Origin of the sequence: Actinomyces faecalis, assembly GCF_013184985.2 — a bacterium.
GTDB lineage: Bacteria > Actinomycetota > Actinomycetes > Actinomycetales > Actinomycetaceae > Actinomyces > Actinomyces faecalis.
The window spans coordinates 1,759,433-1,780,190 of the sequence record NZ_CP063418.1 but is presented as its reverse complement, the minus strand read 5'-3'; the positions used below and the strand labels follow the sequence as shown (position 1 = coordinate 1,780,190).

Annotated in this window: 19 protein-coding genes; 14 read left to right on the top strand and 5 right to left on the bottom strand. The window is 70.8% G+C overall.

Going from position 1 to position 20,758, the window contains the following annotated elements; genetic code table 11:
* Positions 1-18: 18 nt before the first annotated feature.
* Positions 19-996: a Tat pathway signal protein gene (locus tag HRL51_RS07650; protein ID WP_172191096.1), complete on the bottom strand. Its 978-nt coding sequence runs from the start codon at positions 994-996 to the stop codon at positions 19-21.
* Positions 997-1,109: 113 nt separating this feature from the next.
* Here HRL51_RS07650 and HRL51_RS07645 point away from each other — a divergent pair, with 113 nt between their 5' ends.
* The 5 genes from HRL51_RS07645 (at position 1,110) to HRL51_RS07625 (ending at position 6,416) form a co-directional block, all read left to right on the top strand.
* Entirely contained in the window at positions 1,110-1,574 is a 465-nt protein-coding gene (locus HRL51_RS07645; RefSeq protein WP_172120919.1) for a ribosome maturation factor RimP, read from the top strand.
* A 27-nt stretch (positions 1,575-1,601) separates the two neighbouring features.
* A complete protein-coding gene (nusA, locus tag HRL51_RS07640; RefSeq protein ID WP_172120918.1) occupies positions 1,602-2,648 on the top strand; it encodes a transcription termination factor NusA in 1,047 nt (348 codons plus the stop codon).
* Positions 2,649-2,755: 107 nt separating this feature from the next.
* Positions 2,756-3,085, top strand: a complete 330-nt coding sequence (locus HRL51_RS07635) for a YlxR family protein (RefSeq protein WP_172120917.1) — start codon at positions 2,756-2,758, stop codon at positions 3,083-3,085.
* Positions 3,086-3,189: 104 nt separating this feature from the next.
* Positions 3,190-6,180: a translation initiation factor IF-2 gene (gene infB, locus HRL51_RS07630; RefSeq protein WP_172191094.1), complete on the top strand. Its 2,991-nt coding sequence runs from the start codon at positions 3,190-3,192 to the stop codon at positions 6,178-6,180.
* Positions 6,181-6,275: 95 nt separating this feature from the next.
* Positions 6,276-6,416: a hypothetical protein gene (locus tag HRL51_RS07625; RefSeq protein ID WP_194256517.1), complete on the top strand. Its 141-nt coding sequence runs from the start codon at positions 6,276-6,278 to the stop codon at positions 6,414-6,416.
* Here the strand turns inward: HRL51_RS07625 and HRL51_RS11750 are convergent.
* A complete protein-coding gene (locus HRL51_RS11750; RefSeq protein ID WP_280528715.1) occupies positions 6,413-6,631 on the bottom strand; it encodes a molybdopterin-dependent oxidoreductase in 219 nt (72 codons plus the stop codon). The genes HRL51_RS07625 and HRL51_RS11750 overlap by 4 nt on opposite strands.
* Before the next feature lie 269 nt (positions 6,632-6,900).
* Here HRL51_RS11750 and rbfA point away from each other — a divergent pair, with 269 nt between their 5' ends.
* From rbfA to dapB, 8 genes are all read left to right on the top strand, one after another.
* Positions 6,901-7,353, top strand: coding sequence for a 30S ribosome-binding factor RbfA (gene rbfA / locus HRL51_RS07615; protein WP_172191092.1), 453 nt, complete (start codon positions 6,901-6,903; stop codon positions 7,351-7,353).
* A complete protein-coding gene (truB, locus tag HRL51_RS07610; RefSeq protein ID WP_172191090.1) occupies positions 7,350-8,411 on the top strand; it encodes a tRNA pseudouridine(55) synthase TruB in 1,062 nt (353 codons plus the stop codon). The genes rbfA and truB overlap by 4 nt, the downstream gene beginning before the upstream one ends.
* A gap of 28 nt (positions 8,412-8,439) precedes the next feature.
* Positions 8,440-8,709, top strand: coding sequence for a hypothetical protein (locus HRL51_RS07605; RefSeq protein ID WP_172120913.1), 270 nt, complete (start codon positions 8,440-8,442; stop codon positions 8,707-8,709).
* Positions 8,710-8,741: 32 nt separating this feature from the next.
* Positions 8,742-9,785 carry a bifunctional riboflavin kinase/FAD synthetase gene (locus HRL51_RS07600; RefSeq protein WP_172191088.1) on the top strand — a complete coding sequence of 348 codons (1,044 nt, stop codon included), beginning with the start codon at positions 8,742-8,744 and terminating at the stop codon, positions 9,783-9,785.
* A 163-nt stretch (positions 9,786-9,948) separates the two neighbouring features.
* A complete protein-coding gene (gene rpsO, locus HRL51_RS07595; protein WP_172120911.1) occupies positions 9,949-10,218 on the top strand; it encodes a 30S ribosomal protein S15 in 270 nt (89 codons plus the stop codon).
* A 274-nt stretch (positions 10,219-10,492) separates the two neighbouring features.
* The gene (locus HRL51_RS07590) at positions 10,493-12,862 is read left to right on the top strand and encodes a polyribonucleotide nucleotidyltransferase (protein ID WP_172191086.1); all 2,370 of its coding nucleotides are present in this window, start codon (positions 10,493-10,495) and stop codon (positions 12,860-12,862) included.
* A gap of 106 nt (positions 12,863-12,968) precedes the next feature.
* Positions 12,969-14,330: a M16 family metallopeptidase gene (locus HRL51_RS07585; RefSeq protein WP_172191084.1), complete on the top strand. Its 1,362-nt coding sequence runs from the start codon at positions 12,969-12,971 to the stop codon at positions 14,328-14,330.
* A 26-nt stretch (positions 14,331-14,356) separates the two neighbouring features.
* Entirely contained in the window at positions 14,357-15,109 is a 753-nt protein-coding gene (gene dapB / locus HRL51_RS07580; protein WP_172191082.1) for a 4-hydroxy-tetrahydrodipicolinate reductase, read from the top strand.
* A gap of 201 nt (positions 15,110-15,310) precedes the next feature.
* On the opposite strand, the gene HRL51_RS07575 is transcribed toward dapB, so the two are convergent.
* Positions 15,311-15,979: a GNAT family N-acetyltransferase gene (locus tag HRL51_RS07575; protein ID WP_172191080.1), complete on the bottom strand. Its 669-nt coding sequence runs from the start codon at positions 15,977-15,979 to the stop codon at positions 15,311-15,313.
* 83 nt (positions 15,980-16,062) lie between these two features.
* On the opposite strand from HRL51_RS07575, the gene dapA reads away from it, so the two are divergent.
* Entirely contained in the window at positions 16,063-16,959 is an 897-nt protein-coding gene (gene dapA / locus HRL51_RS07570; RefSeq protein ID WP_172120906.1) for a 4-hydroxy-tetrahydrodipicolinate synthase, read from the top strand.
* 44 nt (positions 16,960-17,003) lie between these two features.
* Here the strand turns inward: dapA and HRL51_RS07565 are convergent, their stop codons facing one another.
* Both HRL51_RS07565 and HRL51_RS07560 read right to left on the bottom strand, forming a co-directional pair.
* Positions 17,004-18,800: an AMP-binding protein gene (locus HRL51_RS07565; RefSeq protein ID WP_172191078.1), complete on the bottom strand. Its 1,797-nt coding sequence runs from the start codon at positions 18,798-18,800 to the stop codon at positions 17,004-17,006.
* Positions 18,797-20,674 carry an AMP-binding protein gene (locus HRL51_RS07560; RefSeq protein WP_172191076.1) on the bottom strand — a complete coding sequence of 626 codons (1,878 nt, stop codon included), beginning with the start codon at positions 20,672-20,674 and terminating at the stop codon, positions 18,797-18,799. Before HRL51_RS07560 ends, HRL51_RS07565 begins: the two co-directional genes overlap by 4 nt.
* Between the last annotated feature and the right edge of the window lie 84 nt (positions 20,675-20,758).

Below are 20,758 nucleotides of genomic sequence, written 5' to 3'. Positions count from 1 at the left end.
TAGCACCGCCCCGCCCTGTCAGGCGTCATAGCCGGGCAGGGCGGGCAGCGGCGCGCCCCAGGCCTGGGCGCGTAGGCCGGCGTCGATTGCGGCATCAATGGCCGCAGCCCTCTGGGACAAGCCAGGGGCACCCAGCGAGACGATCTCCTGCTCGCATACCCTCACCCAGGCCTGCTGGGCCCAGGCCACATCAGTGCTCGTTGAGCCGTCGGACGCCGGGGCGGCGTAGGCAGCCAGCCGTGAGTCGGTGCCCCCCAGCGCGATCGAGGCGTTGACGACGTCGTCGGCGTAGGCGGCGTCGGTCTGGGCCCGGGAGCGTCGGGCGTCGGCGGACCGTGCCGCCACCTCCTCCATCGCGTAGCGGGCAGCGTCATAGGCCTGCAGGAGGTCAGCGTCCAGCGTGGTCGTCACCGTCGATACCTGTCGGGCGGCACCGGTCGGCCAGGTCGCCTCGGACTGGCCCAGGGGCGTCGCCAGCTGGCTGGCCGCCGTGGCCCAGGAGACGGTGAGGGCGGTGTAGAGCTGGGCGGCAGCGGCGTCAGGAGCCTGGAGGGCCGCCTCGTGAGCCTGCTGCGCGCCGGCGACGAGCGAGTCCAGCAGGTCACCGGGGGTGGCGTAGGACGGGGCCGTGGGCACGGGCGTCGTCGTTGGAAGCGGGGTGGGGGCCGGGCTCGGCCACGGCTGCCACACTCCGCCCAGCGCCTGGACCTGGACGTCGGCGTCCTCGATGAGCCGAGCGGCCTGGGAAGCAGCCTCGGCCTGTCCTGAGGCCGAGACGACCTGGGCCGTTGAGGAGATGAGGGCGGCCTGGCGCGCCAGCGCGTCCCGGGTGGCCTCGGCGGCCGAGGCCGTGGGCAGCGTGGCCGGGGCTCCGTGGCCCAGCCTGAGGTCGCAGGCGCTTGTGCCAGCCAGCAGGGCGCCGGCGAGGGTGAGGGCGAGGCCAGCGCGTGCCGGACGCGACAGGGCGGGGGAGGACAGCAGGTGTGCAGGCTTCACACGGTGATCCTGGCACGGCCAGGTAGCATGAGTCGTACTGGCCACGCCCGTGGACGCCCCTGGGCGCCTGCGCGCACGGCTGGTGACACGAACGACGACCTGGAAGGGACCCCATGGCAGACACGCCGTCAACTGCGACGACCGAGCGGCTCAGGCAGCTGCTCACCCCCGTGGTCGAGCAGGCAGGCCTGTTCCTGGAAGGGGTAGAGACCACTCGCGCCGGCCGGTACTCCACCGTCCGCGTCGTCGTCGACCTGCCTGACGGACCGGGTGACCTGGACATGGACACCGTGGCCGAGGCGACGCAGGCCGTCTCGGACGCCCTGGACGAGGCCGACCCGGTCAAGGGGCAGTACACCCTGGAGGTCACCAGCCCCGGGGCTGAGCGCGAGCTGACCACGCCCCGTACCTTCCGCCGCGCCACCGGCCACGACGCCCGTCTGGTGACGGCGGAGCAGACCCTGACCGGTACCGTGCTCCGTGCGGACGAGGAGACCGTCACCATCGAGGTCGACGGCAGCGAGCACACGATCGGCTACGCGGACCTCATCGAGGCCCGGATGGTCGTCGTCTTCTGAGCAGGCACGCGGACGAGAGAGGACACCATGGACATCAACATGCCGGAGCTGCGAGGTGCCGCCCAGGAGCTGGGCATCGACCTTGAGGACCTCCTTCCTGCCATCGAGGACGCGATCCTGGGCGCCTACGCCAAGGTTCCCGGCGCCATCCGTGGTGCGCACGTCGAGATCGACCGGCGCAGCGGCCACATGGCGGTGCTGGCTCCTGAGGTGGACGAGGAGGACCAGCCCACGGGCGAGTACTTCGACGACACCCCGGACGACTTCGGCCGGATCGCGCAGGCGACAGCCCGCTCGGTGATCGTCCAGCGCATCCAGGACCGTCGCGACTTCGAGGTCCTGGGGGCGTTCAAGGACAAGGCCGGTGAGCTCATCTCCGGCACCGTGGAGCAGGGCCGCGACCCGCGCGTGGTCTACGTGCGCCTGGACGAGGAGCACGAGGGGATCATGCCTCCTCACGAGCAGGTGCCCGGTGAGCGCTACCGCCACGGCGACCGCGTCCGCGCCTACGTCACCGAGGTCTCTCGTGGGCCCAAGGGTGCGCAGATCATCCTCTCGCGCACCCATCCCGGGCTGGTGCGTCAGCTCTTCGAGCGTGAGGTGCCCGAGCTGGTCTCCGGTGACGTCGAGATCATGGCCGTGGCTCGCGAGGCAGGCCACCGCACGAAGATGGCCGTGCGCTCGCGTCAGCGGGGCCTGGGCGCCAAGGGGGCGTGCATCGGCCCGATGGGGCAGCGTGTGCGCGCCGTCATGGCGGAGCTGGGCGGGGAGAAGATCGACATCGTCGACTACTCCGACGAGCCGGCCCGCTTCATCGCCAACGCCTTGTCCCCGGCGCGCGTGTCCTCGGTACACATCCAGTCCATGGAGGACCAGACCGCCAAGGCGGTGGTTCCGGACTTCCAGCTCTCCCTGGCGATCGGCAAGGAGGGGCAGAACGCCCGTCTGGCCGCGAGACTGACCGGCTGGAAGATCGACATCCACGCTGACGCCGAGAGCGGCGAGGTGGTCCCGGGGCGCGGTTCTCGCGCCGACGACGTGACAGGCCCCTCAGTTGCCGAGCAGGATGCCTGAGCCCTGCTGCGGCTAGACTTGCTCAGGACCCTGAGCGGCTCTGGTGACCTCGAGAGGTCACCAGTGGTCCCGGGCCACTGACACGACGGGAAGGACGCGGCGAGACGGTGAAGCACCTCTCACACGTGCCTGAACGGACCTGTGTCGGTTGTCGTGCTCAGGGACCCCGGGCGCAGATGCTGCGCCTGGTGATCGACGACGGCGAGCTCCGCGTCGACGCCCGGGCGGCTATGCCAGGGCGAGGAGCGTGGATCCACCTGGACCCCGCGTGCCTGGAGCTGGCCGAGCGCAGACGAGCCCTCGGGCGCGCGCTGCGCACCAGTGAGCCGCTGGATGCGGCTCCCGTGCGTGAGTGGATCGCCTCCTGGGTCAGCCAGGACGGCGAGACAGGGCGCGCGAGCGACGCACCGGACGTGCGCCGCGACAACGACCGATGAAGAAGGCGGGTAGGAAGCCGATGGGCACCCGATGAGTACCCAGCGATGAGCTGCCTCAACTGACGCCCACCCTGATCCGGGGTGGGCAACCGGACAGGAGAAAAGTGGCTAAACCACGCGTTCACGAGCTCGCGAAGGAGCTCGACCCCACTGGCAAGAAGATCACCTCCAAGGTGATCCTGGCCTGGCTCAAGGACCAGGGAGAGTTCGTCAAGGCGGCCTCCTCGGCGGTTGAGCCCCCCGTCGCTCGCCGGGTCCGCGAGCACTTTGCCGAGCAGTCCGCCTCCCTGGCGGGCAAGGACTCCGGATCCTCCGCACCCAAGTCCCCGGCAGCCAAGCCTGCCCCGCGCCAGGGTGCCCCGAAGCCTGCTGCCCCCGGCAAGCCGGCGCCCAGCACCTCTGCCGAGCAGGGCGCGGCCAGGCCTGGCCCTGCTCAGACCCCCTCTGAGCAGGCCTCGAGCCCGGCAGCCTCTGCGCCGGCGGCTCCCAAGCCGGCCGCCAGGCCCTCCGCCCCGGCCTTCCAGGCTCCTAGCGAGCCTGCCAGCCGCGGTGACCACGTGCCGACCCCGGGCCCGCGCCCGGCGGCGCCGACCCCGGGCCCGCGCCCGGGTGCGCCGACTCCGGGCCCGCGCCCGGGTGCGCCGCGCCCAGGAAACAATCCCTTCGCCTCCTCCCAGGGCATGCCCCGCCCCGGCGGGCGTGGTGGCCAGCGCTCTGAGCGCGGTGAGCGCCAGGGGTCCTCACGCGGCCAGGGAGCCTCGCGAGGTCAGGGCGCGCCGCGCCCAGGCAACAATCCCTTCGCCTCCTCCCAGGGCATGCCCCGTCCGGGCGGCTCCGGTGGTCCTCGTTCCCAGGGCGGTCCACGTCCCGGACCTCGCCCCGGTGGCAGCCACGGCGGCCCGCGCCCGCAGACGGCTGGCAACGGCGGTCCTCGTCCCCAGGGCGGAGCGCGTCCCGGTCCCCGCCCCGGCGGTGGTCCTCGTCCCAACCCCGGCATGATGCCCGGCCACTCCTCGGTCGCCCGCCCCGGCGCGGCTCGCGGGGGCCAGGGCGGCCGTGGTGGACGCTCGGGCGGCGGCGGTCGCGGTGGCGCCGGTGGTGGCACAGGCCGTCCCGGCGGCGGCTTCGGTGGCGGTCCTCGCGGAGGCCGCGGTGGCCGTGGCTCCACGCAGGGAGCCTTCGGGCGCGGTGGCTCCAGCCAGCGCGGACGCAAGTCCAAGCGCGCCAAGAGGCAGGAGTTCGAGCAGCAGGGCGCGCCGTCGATCGGCGGCGTGATCGTTCCCCGCGGTGACGGCTCCACGCCTGTCCGGGTGCGTCAGGGCGCGACCCTGACGGACCTGGCGGAGAAGATCAACGCCAACCCCGCGGCCCTGGTGACGGTCCTGTTCCACCTGGGAGAGATGGTGACGGCCACCCAGTCCGTGGACGAGGACACCTTCGCCCTGCTGGGTGCCGAGCTCGGCTACGACGTCAAGATCGTCTCGCCCGAGGACGAGGAGCGCGAGCTCCTGGAGTCCTTCGACATCGACCTGCAGGCTGAGGAGGCCGAGCTCGACGACGCCGACCTGCTTCCGCGGCCCCCGGTGGTCACGGTCATGGGCCACGTCGACCACGGTAAGACCAAGCTGCTGGACGCCATCCGGTCCACGGACGTCGTGGCCGGAGAGGCCGGCGGTATCACGCAGTCCATCGGTGCCTACCAGGTGCGCGTGCACCTGAACGACGAGGACCGTCGGATCACCTTCATCGACACCCCCGGTCACGAGGCCTTCACGGCTATGCGTGCCCGTGGTGCCGAGGTCACCGACATCGCCATCCTCGTGGTCGCTGCCGATGACGGCGTCATGCCCCAGACGGTCGAGGCGCTCAACCACGCCCAGGCGGCCGGTGTGCCGATCGTGGTCGCGGTCAACAAGATCGACAGGGAGGGCGCCAACCCGGACAAGATCCGTGGTCAGCTCACCGAGTACGGTCTCGTGCCCGAGGAGTACGGCGGCGACACGATGTTCGTCGACATCTCGGCCAAGCAGCGCCTGCACATCGACGAGCTGCTTGAGGCCGTGCTGCTGACGGCTGACGCTGCGCTGGACCTGCGGGCCAACCCCGACTCCGACGCCCGAGGCGTCACGATCGAGGCCAAGCTGGACAAGGGCCGTGGCGCGGTCTCGACCATCCTGGTCGAGCGCGGCACCCTGCACGTGGGTGATCCCATCGTGGCCGGCAGCGCCTACGGTCGCGTGCGTGCCATGTTCAACGAGCATGGCGACGCCCTGGAGAAGGTCGGCCCCGGCAGCCCCGCGCTGGTCCTGGGCCTGACCAACGTGCCTAGCGCCGGTGACTCCTTCATCGTCGCGCCCGACGACCGGACCGCACGTCAGATCGCGGACAAGCGTGAGGCCGCTGAGCGCGCCGCGCTCCTGGCCAAGCGCCGCAAGCGTGTGTCTCTGGAGAACCTCACCGACGTCCTCAAGGAGGGTAAGGTCGACACCCTCAACCTCATCCTCAAGGGAGACTCCTCGGGTGCGGTCGAGGCCCTGGAGGACTCGCTGCTCAAGATCGACGTGGGCGAGGAGGTCGCCCTGCGCATCATCCACCGTGGCGTGGGTGCCATCACGCAGAACGACGTCAACCTGGCCACGGTCGACTCCGCCGTCATCATCGGCTTCAACGTCCGTCCCGCCGAGCGGGTGGCCGAGCTGGCCGACCGCGAGGGCGTGGACATGAAGTTCTACTCAGTCATCTACTCCGCGATCGAGGACGTCGAGGCTGCGATGAAGGGCATGCTCAAGCCCGTCTACGAGGAGGTCGAGCTCGGCACCGCCGAGATCCGACAGGTCTTCCACTCCTCGAAGTTCGGCTCCATCGCCGGTTCGATCGTGCGCTCCGGCATCATCAAGCGGGGCACCAAGGCCCGCCTGGTGCGTGACGGTGTCGTGGTGGACGGCAACCTGTCCATCGAGTCGCTGCGCCGCGAGAAGGACGACGTCACCGAGGTTCGCGAGGGCTACGAGTGCGGTATCAACCTGGGCTTCAAGGACATCGCCGAGGGTGACGTCATCGAGACCTGGGAGATGCGCGAGAAGCCGCGCGACTGACGGCGTGCCCAGTCGGGCTGGCTGACTCAGCCTGAGGACGACGGCGCTGCCACCTTCCCACGGAGGTGACAGCGCCGTCGTCGTACCGTATGCGGGTGAGCCCAGCCGAAGCTGCCACCCGACAGCGTGCCACTGGCCTGGTCCAGTTCGTCTCACCGGTCCTCCAGCTCCTCATAGCCTGGGCGGTCTTCCACGAGGAGATCTCGGCCGGGCGCTGGCCTCGACCTCGCTCCTAGATGCGGGCGTCGACGTCCTGGTACCCGGAGTCCTCGCGAGTGCCTCCCATGCCGTCACTGACCTCGCGATAGTCACGGATGACGGTCACCGAGCGTACCCACGTGACCATCTTGTATCCGTGGGCGGACTCGCAGCGCATACGCAGCGGCGCGCCGAGCATCGGGGACAGGGGCGCGTCGTTACGGCCCCAGGCCAGGACCGTGTCCTCCTCCAGCGCCAGGCTCCGGTCGCGATCATGAGGGTGACGTAGACGACGCCGTGAGGAAGGGGGACATCGGTGGCCATTCGGGAGGGGGTGAGGAGACGGTAATATTTACCGGATAAATCCGGTAAATAAAGATCTCTTGTGTAGCTCCCTCAAGCGGTGTGATCTCGCTCGGTGCCCGGGCTGAGCGGGCGCGGATCTGAGACAATCTGCTGCCCGCAGCCTGCGGGACAGTCGGCCTCCCGGCCGACTGGGAACCTCGTGCAAGGAGAACACCGATGGCAGACGCAGCACGTGCCCGCAAGGTCGCTGACCGCATCCACCAGACCGTTGCCAGGCTCCTGCAGGGGCGTATCAAGGATCCTCGTCTGGGTTTCGTCACGATCACGGACGTGCGCGTGACCGGTGACCTGCAGCAGGCCACGGTTTTCTACACCGTGTACGGCTCTGAGCGAGAGCGCCGCGACACCGCCGCCGCGCTGCGCTCGGCCACGGGCCTGATCCGCTCCGAGGTCGGCAAGGCGCTCGGTATCCGTCTGACGCCCTCGATCACCTTCCAGCCGGACGCGCTGCCGACGCAGGCCAAGACCTTCGAGGACGCCCTGGCCCAGGCGCGAGCCAAGGACGAGGAGATCGCGCGCGCGACGGCGGGGGCGACCTACGCCGGTGACGCCGACCCCTACCGGCACGATGACGAGGAGCCCGCGGTCGTTGAGGGCTGGGAGGAGTGAGTCCCGCTCGTCCTCAGGCGCCTGCGGCCACCCCCCGACGCTGGGACCTTCCTCGTGGCGGTGCCACTGCCGCCGACGGCATCGTGCTCGTGGACAAGCACGCCGCGGTCACCAGCCACGACGTCGTCGCGATGACCCGCCGCATGGCAGCGACCCGCAAGGTAGGACACGCCGGGACCCTGGACCCGATGGCCACAGGCCTGCTCGTGCTCGGGGTGGGACGGGCTACACGGTTCCTGACCTACCTGGTGGGAGCGGACAAGGCCTACCGGGCCACGGTGCGCCTGGGGCAGGAGACTGTCACCGAGGACGCGGAGGGCGAGGTGGTGCGCGCTCGGGGTGCGCGAGCCGCTGAGGTCGCTGAGTGCCTGGAGCCTGCGCTGGACACCCTGACGGGGGAGATCATGCAGGTGCCCTCCGCCGTCTCCGCCATCAAGGTCGACGGCGTGCGCTCCTACACGCGTGTGCGCCGGGGGGAGGACGTCGAGCTGCCGGCCCGGCCGGTGACGATCCACTCCCTGACCCGCCAGGGCGGTCTGCGGCAGGAGCGGGCGAGTGACGGCACGGTCGTGGTCGACCTGGACCTCACGGTCTCCTGCTCCTCGGGCACCTACGTGCGCGCTCTGGCACGGGACCTCGGGGTGGCGCTGGGGTGCGGTGCGCACCTGACGGCGCTGCGTCGTACCGTCGTCGGCCCCTTTGACGTCAGTGAGGCCGCGACCGTTGAGCGGCTGGCTGGGCTGGTCGAGGCTGACGCTGCCGCCGACCGGCCTCAGGGGATGGCGACCCTGTCGCTGTCTGAGGTCGCACGCCGCTGCTTCCCCGTGGTCAGCCTGTCGGAGGCTGAGGCTCGTGCGGTCGGCTACGGCCAGCTCCTGCCCGTGGGGGTGATGGGGCGTGCGGTCGTGCCGCCCCGTGCCGTCGTCTCCAAGGCCGGCGGCACGGGCGGGGTGGCTGCGGGGTTCGCGCCGGACGGGCAGGTCGTGGCACTGTTGACCTCGGCCAAGGACCGGACCCGGCCCCTGCTCGTCCTCACCCCTTCCGGCGGTACGAGCTGAGTGCAGGGCAGTCGTGACAGGAGAGACGATGAGCGAGCAGACCACCAACGAGCCCCAGCAGTCCCAGGGATGCGGCTGCGGCGGGCACGGCAGGCGTGAGGAGGTCGGTGCCCCGGCACCTGAGGCCGTCCAGCCGCTGGGCGAGGGCTACCAGGGGGACGGCGTCGTCCCCGGTCGCAAGGCCGGCAACGTCCTGGGCCTGCGTGACGTCTCGGCCGCCGCAGCGGGCGGCGGCTGCGGCTGTGGTGGGCGCGGTCACGGTGGAGGTCGCGGCGGCTGCGGCTGCGGCGGGCACTGACCGGCCGGCTGCGTTGGAACCGGGGAAGCGCGGTGGAGGTCTGGTACGGGCCGGAGCAGGTGCCGCCGGCGCTGAGCGCGCCAGGCGGACCCGGCAGCGTGGTGACGGTGGGTGTCTTTGACGGCGTCCACCGTGGTCACCGCGCCCTCCTGGGGCGAGTGGTCCAGCGTGCCCGGGACCTGGCTGGCTTGCAGCCGGACCGTCAGGCTCCGCTCGCCGTCGCACTCACCTTCGACCCCCACCCGGTCCTCGTCCACCGTCCGCAGTCGCACCTGCCGATGGTGGCCTCCCTGGCGGACCGTCTGGAGCTGCTTGCCGCCACGGGGCTGGACGCGGTCCTCGTGGTCCACTACACCCTCGACTTCGCGCAGCAGAGCCCGCAGGGCTTCGTCCGTCAGTGGCTGGAGGGGCTGCTGGGCGCACGCGCCGTGGTCGTGGGTGACGACGTGCGTTTCGGCAGGGGCAACAGCGGCGACGCCGCGACCCTGGAGGGTATCGGTCGCGAGGACGGCCTGGAGATCGAGATCGTCCGTGACGTCCTGGCGCCCAGCGGACGACGCTGGTCCTCGACCTGGGTGCGCGAGCTCATCGAGGCGGGCGACGTCGAGGCGGCCGCGCAGGTCCTGGGGCGTCCCCATCGGCTGCGTGGCACCGTGGTCCACGGTCTGCGCCGTGGGCGCGAGCTGGGGTTCCCCACCGCGAACCTGCAGGCGGCCACGGCGGGGGTCGTGCCTCCCGACGGCGTCTACGCGGGCTGGCTGGTGCGCTCGCCCGGCGGCGGGGACGGCTCGGGCGCGAGGCAGGAGCGTCTTCCCGCAGCGATCTCGGTCGGTACCAACCCCACCTTCGACGACGTCCCTGAGCGCACGGTCGAGGCACACGTGCTGGGGCGGGCGGATCTCAACCTCTACGGTGAGGTGGTCGTCATCGAGCTGGTGGCCCGCCTGCGGCCCATGCTCGCCTTCGACGCCCTGGAGCCCTTGCTGACGCAGATGCGTGCCGACGTCGCCGACGCGGCTCGTGTCCTGGGTGTCCCTGTCCCGTCCCCGGTGCGTCCCGAGGACGTCACGGCCTGAGCCCTGACAGTGCTGTGCGGCTTCCCACAGCTGTACGAGGCCTCTGACCGGGGCTGCTCGGGGCGGGCGCTGGTATCGTGGTCGGGCCGTCGATCGGCCGCGGACGTGTCATGCCCGGGAGAACCAGCCCCGGCGCTCCGCGCAACGAGAAAGAGGAGCGACCGTGTCGGTTTCCCCCGAGCGCAAGAAGCAGATCATCGCCGAGTACGCCACCCACGAGGGTGACACGGGCTCCCCGGAGGTCCAGATCGCCGTTCTGTCCGAGCGCATCTCCAACCTCACCGAGCACTTCAAGACCCACACCCACGACCACCACTCGCGTCGCGGCCTCTACCTGCTCATCGGTAAGCGTCGCCGCCTCCTGGACTACCTCATGAAGGAGGACATCGAGCGCTATCGCTCCCTCATCGCCCGCCTGGGTATCCGCCGCTGAGCGGTTTCCCGGCTCGGACGTAGGCCCCGTCACTGTGAGGTGACGGGGCCTACGTCGTGCTCCCCGGCACTGGGGCCCGGCTCACGATAGGATCACAGTGCCTGCACCAGTACCCGCGTACGCGTGGTCCTGACGCCCGCAGGCACGGGCGGATGCCGTCGGTTTTCGGTGGTGGCCTCCGGACGGACGCGCGGCGACCAGCCGGCTGCCTTCCGTGGGCCTCGATCGAAGGCCACGAGCCCGCCCCTGATCGAGAGAAAGAGACTCATCACAGATGTTCATCGATGACCCCGAGGTCACCGCTGCCGAGGCCGTGATCGACAACGGCTCCTTCGGTAAGCGTGTCGTCCGCTTCGAGACCGGACGCCTGGCCAAGCAGGCCGCCGGAAGCGCCATGGCCTACCTCGACGGCGAGACCGCCGTCCTGTCAGCTACCACGGTGGGCAAGCACCCCAAGGACCAGTTCGACTTCTTCCCGCTGACGGTCGACGTCGAGGAGCGCCAGTACGCTGCCGGCCGCATCCCAGGCTCCTTCTTCCGCCGCGAGGGCCGCGCCGGCACCTCCGCCGTCCTCGCCTGCCGGCTCATCGACCGCCCGCTGCGCCCCTCCTTCGTCAAGGGTCTGCGCAACGAGGTCCAGGTCGTCGAGACGGTGCTGGCCATCCACCCTGACGACGCCTACGACGTCCTGGCGATCAACGCCGCCTCCATGTCCACCCAGATCGCGGGCCTGCCCTTCGCTGGCCCGGTCGCTGGCACCCGCCTGGCTCTCATCGACGGTCAGTGGGTCGCCTTCCCCCGCTACTCCGAGCTGGAGCGCGCCACCTTCAACATGGTCGTGGCCGGTCGTGTGCTGGAGGGCGGCGACGTCGCCATCATGATGGTCGAGGCCGGTGCCACGGAGAACGCCTGGGACCTGATCCAGGCTGGCGCGACAGCCCCCACCGAGCCCGTCGTCGCCTCGGCCCTGGAGGCTGCCAAGCCTCATATCAAGGCCCTGTGCGAGGCCCAGCTGGAGGTCGCCAAGCACGCCTCCAAGCCCACCGCCGAGTTCCCGCTCTACCTCGACTACTCCGACGAGCAGTACGAGGCCGTGGAGAAGGCGGCTGCCGCTCACGACCTGGCCGGCGCCATCGCCACCGAGGGCAAGCAGGCCCGCGACCTGGCCACCGACGCCGTGCGCGACGCGGTGCTGGCGGACCTCGCTGAGCAGCTCGGAGCGGACGAGGACGTCAAGGCCCTCAAGGCGGCCTTCAAGTCCGTGACCAAGAAGCTGGTGCGTCACCGCACCCTGACCGAGGGCGTCCGTATGGACGGCCGTGGGCTCAAGGACATCCGCACCCTGGGCGCCGAGGTCGAGGTCCTGCCCCGCGTGCACGGCTCGGCGATCTTCGAGCGTGGCGAGACCCAGATCATGGGCGTGACCACCCTCAACATGCTGCGCATGGAGCAGCAGATCGACGACCTGTCGCCGATCACGCACAAGCGCTACATGCACCAGTACATCTTCCCGCCCTTCTCCACCGGTGAGACCGGTCGCGTGGGCGCCCCCAAGCGCCGCGAGATCGGCCACGGAGCGCTCGCCGAGCGCGCTCTGGTGCCGGTCATCCCCAGCCGGGACGAGTTCCCCTACGCGATCCGCCAGGTCTCCGAGGCCCTGGGCTCCAACGGCTCGACCTCCATGGGCTCGGTGTGCGCCTCCACGCTCTCCCTGCTCAACGCCGGTGTACCGCTGCGCGCTCCCGTGGCCGGTATCGCCATGGGCCTCATGCACGAGGAGATCGACGGCGAGACCAAGTGGGCCACGCTCACCGACATCCTCGGCTCCGAGGACGCCTTCGGCGACATGGACTTCAAGGTTGCCGGTACGCGTGAGTTCATCACCGCCCTGCAGCTGGACACCAAGCTCGACGGCCTGCCCTCCGAGGTCCTGGCCGGCGCGCTCGGCCAGGCACGTGACGCCCGCTTCTTCATCCTGGACGTCATGGAGCAGGCCATCGACGGTCCTGATGAGATGGCCCCCACCGCGCCGCGCGTGCTCACCGTCCACATCCCGGTGGACAAGATCGGTGAGGTCATCGGCCCCAAGGGCAAGATGATCAACCAGATCCAGGAGGACACCGGTGCGGACCTGACGGTGGAGGACGACGGCACCGTCTACATCGGTGCCTCCGACGGTCCTTCTGCCGAGGCTGCCCGCGACGCGGTCAACGCCATCGCCAACCCGCAGATGCCTGAGATCGGCGAGCGCTTCATTGGTACGGTCGTCAAGACCACGACCTTCGGGGCCTTCGTCTCGCTGACCCCGGGCAAGGACGGCCTGCTGCACATCTCCCAGATCCGTCGCCTGGTCGGTGGCAAGCGCGTGGAGAACGTCGAGGACGTCCTGGGCGTGGGTGACAAGGTCCAGGTCGAGCTCGCTGAGATCGACCAGCGTGGCAAGCTCTCCCTGCACGCGGTGCTGTCCGACGAGCAGCTCGCCGCTGAGCAGGACGCCAAGGCCTCCCGCGGCGGCGAGGAGGAGGGCGAGCGTCGAGAGCGCCGCCCCCGCCGCTCCGAGCGCGGTGAGGAGGGGGAGCGTCGAGAGCGTCGTCCCCGTCGTCGTCGCAACCGCACCGCCGAGGAGTCCTCGGAGGAGGAGTGAGACGCTGAGCCGCGCTGCGGCACGGACGTGATCCGGCTGGGGCCGGGTGAGGGACTCCACCTCACCCGGCCCCAGCCGCGTACCGGCGCGCAGCTAGGCTCATGCGGTGACGTCTTCCTCCACAGCACCTGCTGCCGCCACCTACACCGAGGTCGCTCTCGAGCGCGGAGCCGCTGGCGCTCCCGGTACCGAGCTGCACCTTGTTGACGACGGCGCCGCCCTGCGCCGTTCCATCTTGCCCGGGGGCGTGCGTGTCATCACCGAGTCGGTGCCGGGCCTGCGCTCGGCGAGCATCGGCATGTGGTTCGGGGTGGGCAGTCGCGACGAGATCCCTGGACAGGAGGGAGCCACCCATTTCCTGGAGCACCTGCTGTTCAAAGGCACCGCCAGGCGTGACGCACGTGAGATCGCTGAGGCCTTTGACATGATCGGCGGGGAGTCCAACGCTGCGACCTCCAAGGAGCACACCTCCTACTACGCCCGCGTCCAGGGACAGGACACCGGCACCGCCCTGGACGTCCTGACCGACATGGTCACCTCCTCCCTCCTGGACCCCGCCGAGGTCGAGACCGAGCGGGGCGTCATCGTCTCTGAGCTCGCCGACGCCGCTGACGACCCTCAGGACGTGGCACAGGAGGCCTTCGCCCGTGCGGCCTTCGGGGACGGCACCCCGCTGGGGCGGCCGATCGGTGGGACCTACGAGACCGTGACCGCGATACCACGCGACGCGGTGTGGGAGCACTACCAGCGCACCTACGCCTCGGACACGCTCGTGGTCGCCGCCGCTGGCGCGGTGGACCACGAGGAGATGTGTGACCGGGTGCTGGGTGACCTGGCCGCCGCCGGCTGGGACTGCTCGATTGAGGCTGTGCCGCGCCCTCGTCGTTTCGAGACCGAGCCCTTCACCTCACTGGACGTCCAGGATGTGACCATCGACCGGGACTCGGAGCAGTCCCACGTCTACCTCACCTGCCAGGGAATCGCGACCCGGGATGAGCGGCGGTGGACAATGAGCGTGCTGACCACGATCCTGGGCGGGGGCATGTCCTCACGCCTGTTCCAGGAGGTTCGTGAGAAGCGGGGGCTGGCCTACACCACCTACGCCTTCGACACCTCCTACGCCGGGGCCGGGGCCTTCGGACTGTACGCTGGGTGCGCGCCGCGTGACGTCGATGAGGTCTGCACGGTGATGGTGGGGGAGTTCGAGAGGCTTGCAGCCCACGGCGTGACGGACCGTGAGCTGGCGCGTGCCCGCGCCCAGATCCGTGGCTCGATGGTGCTGGGGGGAGAAGACTCCCTGGCCCGGATGGGACGGCTGGGACGCGGTGAGGTCACCACTGGGCGCCTGCGCTCCATGGCAGAAAACCTGCGGCGCCTGGAGGCGGTCTCAGGCGCGGACATCCAGTCCCTGGCAGCGTGGCTGCTGGACCAGCCTCGCGCCCGGGTGCTGGTCGGTCCTGAGTCCTGAGACAGGGTTCTGGCTAGGCTGGGGCCATGAGCATTGCTGTTGCCGTCATCGGTGCCTGCGGGCGCATGGGATCCACCGTCTGCCAGGCGGTCGAGGACGCTGAGGACCTGACACTAGTCGCGCGTCTGGACGCCGGTGACGAGATCGTCCCGGCCGCCCTGGGTGGGGCCGAGGTCGCCGTCGACTTCACGGTCCCCAGCACGACCGAGGCCAACGTCCACGCGCTCCTCGACGCCGGGCTCGACGTCGTCGTGGGCACCACCGGCTGGGACGAGGCCTCCTACGACCGGGTCCGCGAGCACCTGGCCAGCCCGGAGGCAGCCGGGCGCAGCGTGCTCATCGCCCCGAACTTCGCCCTCTCCGCCGTCCTGGCCATGAGCCTGGCGGCCAAGGTAGCCCCCTACTTCGCCTCTGCGGAGGTCATCGAGCTTCACCACCCGGGCAAGGTGGACGCCCCCTCGGGCACGGCCGTCGCCACTGCCCGCGGAATCGCGGCTTCCCGCGCAGCCGCCGGGTGCCCGGCGATGCCGGATGCCACGACGACCGACCCGCTGGGGGCACGCGGCGCCGTGGTCGAGGGCGTCCACGTCCACGCGGTGCGCCTGCAGGGACTCACTGCCCACGAGGAGGTCGTGCTGGGCAACCCGGGTGAGCAGCTGACGATCCGTACCGACTCCTTCGACCGTGTCAGCTTCATGCCCGGTGTGCTGCTGGCCGTGCGCCAGGTCGGTGGACGAGGTGGGCTGACCATCGGCCTGGAGCCCTTGCTGGACCTGTAGACGCTGGCGACCTGTCGCCCTGGCCAATCGATCGCCTGGCCGGTCGATCACGTCGCTTTCTACTCGGAACAGTCGCTCTCATTCCGCGCAGCGTTGAAAGCGACTGTTCCGAGTAGAAAGCGACACGGGACACGGCAGCCATACGGGACACGAGATACGGGATGCGGGGGCGACGAAGGCGGCCTATGGCACCGATGAGGGCTATGCCAGCGACGCCGCCCAGCACTCCTCGACCACGCCCTGGCCCACCGGGAGCTCGCGCCAGGAGGGTGTGCGCTCCAGCCCGCAGGCCTGAAGGAGCCCTGCCAGTGACCCGTCCCCGCGCACGACCCATACCAGCAGCACACGGGCGCCGTCGGCACGGGCCAGGTCGCTGGCCGCGGCCAGCAGCCTGGACCCGTGGCCGCAGCGCTGGTGAGCCGGGTCGACCCCGAGCGCGGTGACCTCAGCGGCAGGCTCCGGCTCGGCTCCGGCCGCCTCGCCGTCGTCGTCCACGGCCTGGCCCTGGGTGGGGGCCAGGGCCAGCAGTCCCACGACCTCCTGCCCGGCCGTGGCCACCAGGACGTGGTGACCTGTGGCCGCGGGCTCGGTGACCGCCTGCTCCCAGCCGGTGGTCAGTACGGCCGGAGCGATCATGGCCTCGACGCCGGCGGGCAGCGACGTGCCGGAGTGGGCCACAGCGTGGGCATGGCGCAGGGACGCCAGCATGGCGGCGGCGTGTACCCGGCCGATGGCCTCCAGGTCCTCGGGCACGGCCGGCCGGACGAAGCCAGCAGGCTGCTCGGTTCCCGGGACCTGGGCGTGAGGCAGGCCGGCGGCCGGGTCAGTGTCGAAGACCGAGGGCAGGTCGTGGCTGTGGCGGGGGCTCATGGACCTGAGCGTATCGGTCCGGAACCGGCCTCAGGATGGGGCGCGCCCGGTCCCAGGCCCGAGGCTGCGGCTAGACTCAGCCTATGAGCACCCCACTTTCCCGCCCCTTCGGATCCGTCGGCGTCGCGATGGTGACCCCCTTCCACCCCGACGGCTCGATCGACGTCGAGGCCGCCCAGGCCCTGGCCCTCAGCCTCGTCGAGGACGGGGCCGACATGATCCTGCTGGCCGGGACGACGGGGGAGGCGCCCACCACCCACCTGCCGGAGAAGCAGACCCTGCTGCGCGAGGTGGGTGACGCCCTGGCCGGACGCGCCATGCTCGTGGCCGGTGCGGGCTCGAACGACACCGCCCACGCCGTACGCATCGGGGTCGGCTCCCAGGAGGCCGGGGCGCAGGGGCTGCTGGTCAACGCCCCCTACTACAACCGCCCCAGCCAGGAGGGGGTCTACCAGCACATCATGGCCGTGGTCGAGGCGACCGACCTGCCTGTCATGGTCTACGACATCCCTGGCCGTACCGGGGTGAGGATCGAGGACGACACCCTGGCCCGGCTGGCCGAGCACGAGCGGGTGCTCGCCGTCAAGGACGCTACCGGCGACGTTGAGCAGGGCTTCCGCCGCATGGCCGCTACAGGGCTGGCCTACTACTCCGGGGATGACGGCCTCAACTTCGCCTGGCTCGCGCACGGGGCCAGCGGTGTGGTCTCCGTGGTGGCCCACGCTGACGCGCACTCCTGGCGTGAGATGGTGGCCGAGGTCGACGCCGGGGACATGCCCGGGGCGCGGGCTGTCGCCCAGCGGATGCGGCCGCTGACGGCCGCCATCATGGGAGGCGGTCAGGGCGCCGTCATGGCCAAGGAGGCTCTGGAGCTGCAGGGCCGGATCCCGACGGCGACCGTACGGCTGCCGCTCGTGCGTGCCGAGGCCAGTGAGGTGGAGGTGCTGCGCCAGGTGCTGGCAGAGCAGGGACTGCTCTAGCCCCCGGCACGCCGGGTGCCCAGCCGCCTCGCCGCGCAGGACGCTCAGCCGTGCCGGTCTCGCCGCGCCAGCAGCTCATGCACCTCACGGCGCAGCACCTTGCCGATCATCGAACGAGGCATCTCCTCGATGATCTCCAGGCGCCTGGGCAGGGCGTAGTGAGGCAGCAGCCTCTCGCCGTGGGAGCGCAGCACCTCCAGGCTCAGCGCCCGGCCCTCAGCGGTGGGCTGGCCTGAGGCGTCCTTGTCCAGCACGACGGCGGCTGCGATGGTCTCACTGGCCGAGCCGTTGTCCGTGCCGACCACGGCCACGTCCGCAACACCCGGAACCTGTCGCAGCACCGCCTCGACCTGGGAGGGGTAGACGTTGAAGCCGCCGGAGAGAATGAGCTCGCGGCGTCGGTCAGCCATCCACAGGAAGGACTCCTCACGGCGCACCATGTCCCCGGTGCGCAGCCAGCCGCCAGGAAGCAACGCCGCCTCGGTAGCCTCCGGGTCCTGCCAGTAGCCGGCGAAGACCTGGGGGCCGCGCACGAGAAGCTCACCGCTCTGACCATCGGGAACCTCAACCTCTGGGTCGATGACCGGGGCGTCAGGGTCCACCACACGCACGTCGGTCGAGGCGAAGGGCAGCCCCAGGGACCCCAGGCGCCGGGTAGGCCCCATGGGGGTGCCGGCGATGATGGGGCTGGTCTCGGTCATGCCGTAGCCCTCGACGAAGTACCCGCCGGTGAGCTCCTCCCACTGCGCACCAACCTCGGCGGGCATCGGCGCCGCGCCACACACCCCGTAGCGCAGACTCGTCAGGTCCGCTCCGGCCTTCTGCGCCGCGCGCAGGATGCGTTCGAACATGACCGGCACACCCACGAAGAAGGTCAGGGCACGGCGCTTGTTCGCCGCTAGGACCTCCTTGACGTCGAACTTGGGCATCATCACCTGGGTGGCGGCCTTCTGGACGGCGCAGAAGAGGTTGAAGGTGAGCCCGAAGGCGTGGAAGAAGGGCAGGAGGGTCAGGAAGCTCTCCCCACCCTCGTGCAGCATCGGTACCCAGGCCATGGCCTGGTTGACATTGGCCCGCAGGTTGGTGTGGGTGAGCATGGCGGCCTTGGGCGTGCCCGTGGTCCCTCCGGTGTGCAGCAGGACGGCGACGTCGCTGCCGACCGGGTAGGGCCATGAGGAGGGCAGACGCCCGCTGCGGGCGACCTCGACGTCCCACGAGCGGACTCCGGCGGGCAGACGATCTGCCTTCATCGAGGCGCGGGTCTGGCGAGCCTTGGCCACCGGCAGGTGCAGGGCGGCGCGCAGGTGCGCAGGCAGGGTACGGGACAGATCCACAGCAAAGACGGTCCTGCCGCCCAGGGGGTCGACGGAGGGATCGCGCTCGGCAGCGGGGTCCGTGACGAGGCCGACGGCCTTCTCCCAGGCGACGACGACGCGGGCGCCGTGGTGGTCGAGCTGGGCGCGCACCTGCTCTGCCGGGGCCAGCGGGTTGTGCTCCGCCACGATCGCCCCCAGGCGCAGGGCGCCGTAGACGGCAGCGACGTGCTGGGGGCAGTTGGGCATGATGAGGGCGACCCGGTCGCCTGCACGCACCCCGGCGTCAGCCAGGACCTGGGCGGCCCGCTCGGAGGTCTCCAGCAGCTCGCGGTAGGTGGTGGTCCAGCCCAGGAAGTCGATGGCGACGCGATCGGGGTAGAAGCGGGCGGCGGTCTCTAGCAGCTCGGACAGGTGGGAGTCGGGGACCTCAATGGTTGCGGGGATGCCTGGCTGGTAGCCCGGGCGGTGGAAGCGTGCGGCGTCCCAGGACGCGCCGACGCTGGTGTGCTGAGCTGCAGTGCTCACCGGTCGCCCTCCTCGCTCTGGTGGGCCTGGGCGGCCGAGGAGACGTGGGTGCTCCTGGACTGGGCACCCTGGGCCTCACCTAGACGCTCGACCAGGGAAGCGGCCGCGCTGACGGAGGCCGAGGCGACGGCGTCGGCCGCCCCGCTGGCGGCCTCTCTGGCGGCCAGCAGCTCCTCGCGCACGACCCGGCGCAGGACCTTGCCGATCTGGGACCGGGGCATCTCGCTCAGGATCGCGATCTGGCGGGGCAGCGCGTAGTGGGACAGGGTCTGCTCGGCCCACGCACGCACCTGCTCCAGGGTGACCGTCTGGCCCTCCTTGGGCAGGATCGCGGCCACGACGCGCTCGTTACCAGCGTCCCTCTCGCCTCCGGGCAGGCCGACGACGGCGACCTCCTCGACCTGGGGCATCGAGCGTACGGCTGCCTCGACCTCGGTGGGGTAGATGTTGAAGCCCCCGGAGATGATGAGCTCCTTGCGCCGGTCGGCGATGACGTAGAAGCCGTCGTCCTCCTGGCGAACCAGGTCCCCGGTGCGCAGCCAGCCCCCGGGCAGCAGGACGGCCTCGGTCTCCTCAGGGTTCTCCCAGTAGCCGGCAAAGACCTGGGGGCCGCGCGCCAGTAGCTCACCGACCTGCCCGGGCTCGACGTCGGTGTCCGTATCCTCGGGGTCGACCAGTCGCACGTCGGTGGAGGGGAAGGGCACGCCCAGCGCCCCGGCACGGCGCTCAGGGGAGATGGGGTTGCCCAGGATGATGGGGGAGGCCTCGGTCATGCCGTAGCCCTCGATGATGGTGCCGCCGGTGGCCTCCTCCCAGGCCTGGGCGATGGCCTTGGGGTTGGCGGCCGCTCCGCACACGGCGATCTTGCAGCTCGACAGGTCCGCGCCGGTGGCACTGGCGCGCGAGACGATACGGTCGAACATGACCGGCACGCCCGGGAAGAAGGTGGCCGGGCGGCGCTTCCAGGCGGTGAGCACCATGTCAGCGCTGAACTTGGGCAGGACCACCTGGGTGGCCGCCAGACCCACGGCGCACAGCAGGGACAGGCTGAGCCCGAAGGCGTGGAAGAAGGGCAGGACCGCGTAGAAGGTCTCCTGGCCCGTCTCGCAGGTCTGGGAGGCCCAGGCCAGGCTCATCTCGGCGTTGGAGCGCAGGTTGGTGTGGGTCAGTCGCACGGCCTTGGGGCTGCCGGTCGTACCGCCGGTGTAGAGCAGGACGGCGGTCTCGTCGACGTCCGGCAGGGGGTGCCCGGCCGGAAGCGGGGTGGAGGCGGCGACGGCGTCGTCCCACGAGCGCACGCCAGCCGGGACCTTGCCGCGCAGCTCTGAGCGCTGGGCGCGGGCGGCGGCCACCGGCAGGCGCAGGGCCAGGCGGCTGGTCCACGGCAGGCCGCGAGAAAGGTCCACGGAGTAGACCTGGAGGTCGGCCAGCCCAGCGGCGCGCAGCGACCCGGAGGCCTGGACCAGGCGTGCCAGCGTCTTCTCCCAGGCGATGATGACCTTGCCGTGGTGGATGCTGATCTGCTCACGGACCTGGGCGGCAGGGGCCAGAGGGTTGTGCTCGGCCACGATGGCGCCGATGCGCCAGGCGGCATAGGCGAGCACGACGTGCTGAGGGCAGTTGGGAAGGATGAGGCCGACGACGTCGCCGCGTCCCACCCCGGCCCTGCGCAGGGTCTCAGCAGCCTGGGCGACCTGGCGAGAGAGCTGGGCGTAGGTGGTCGTGGCCCCCAGGAAGTCCAGGGCGACGTGGTCGGGGAAGCGGCGCGTGGCGTCGTCGAGCATGCGCGAGAGCGGCTCGGTGACAGGAGCGATGGTGGCAGGTACGCCGGGGGCGTAGTGAGGCCGCAGGTAGCGGCGCGAGGTGTCGCTCATCCGAGGTTCCTTCCCTGGGGCGCGAGGCGGGCGGGGCTGATCCGCTGCCTACGTAACCGTAACCTACGGTTGCGTAACCTTGTG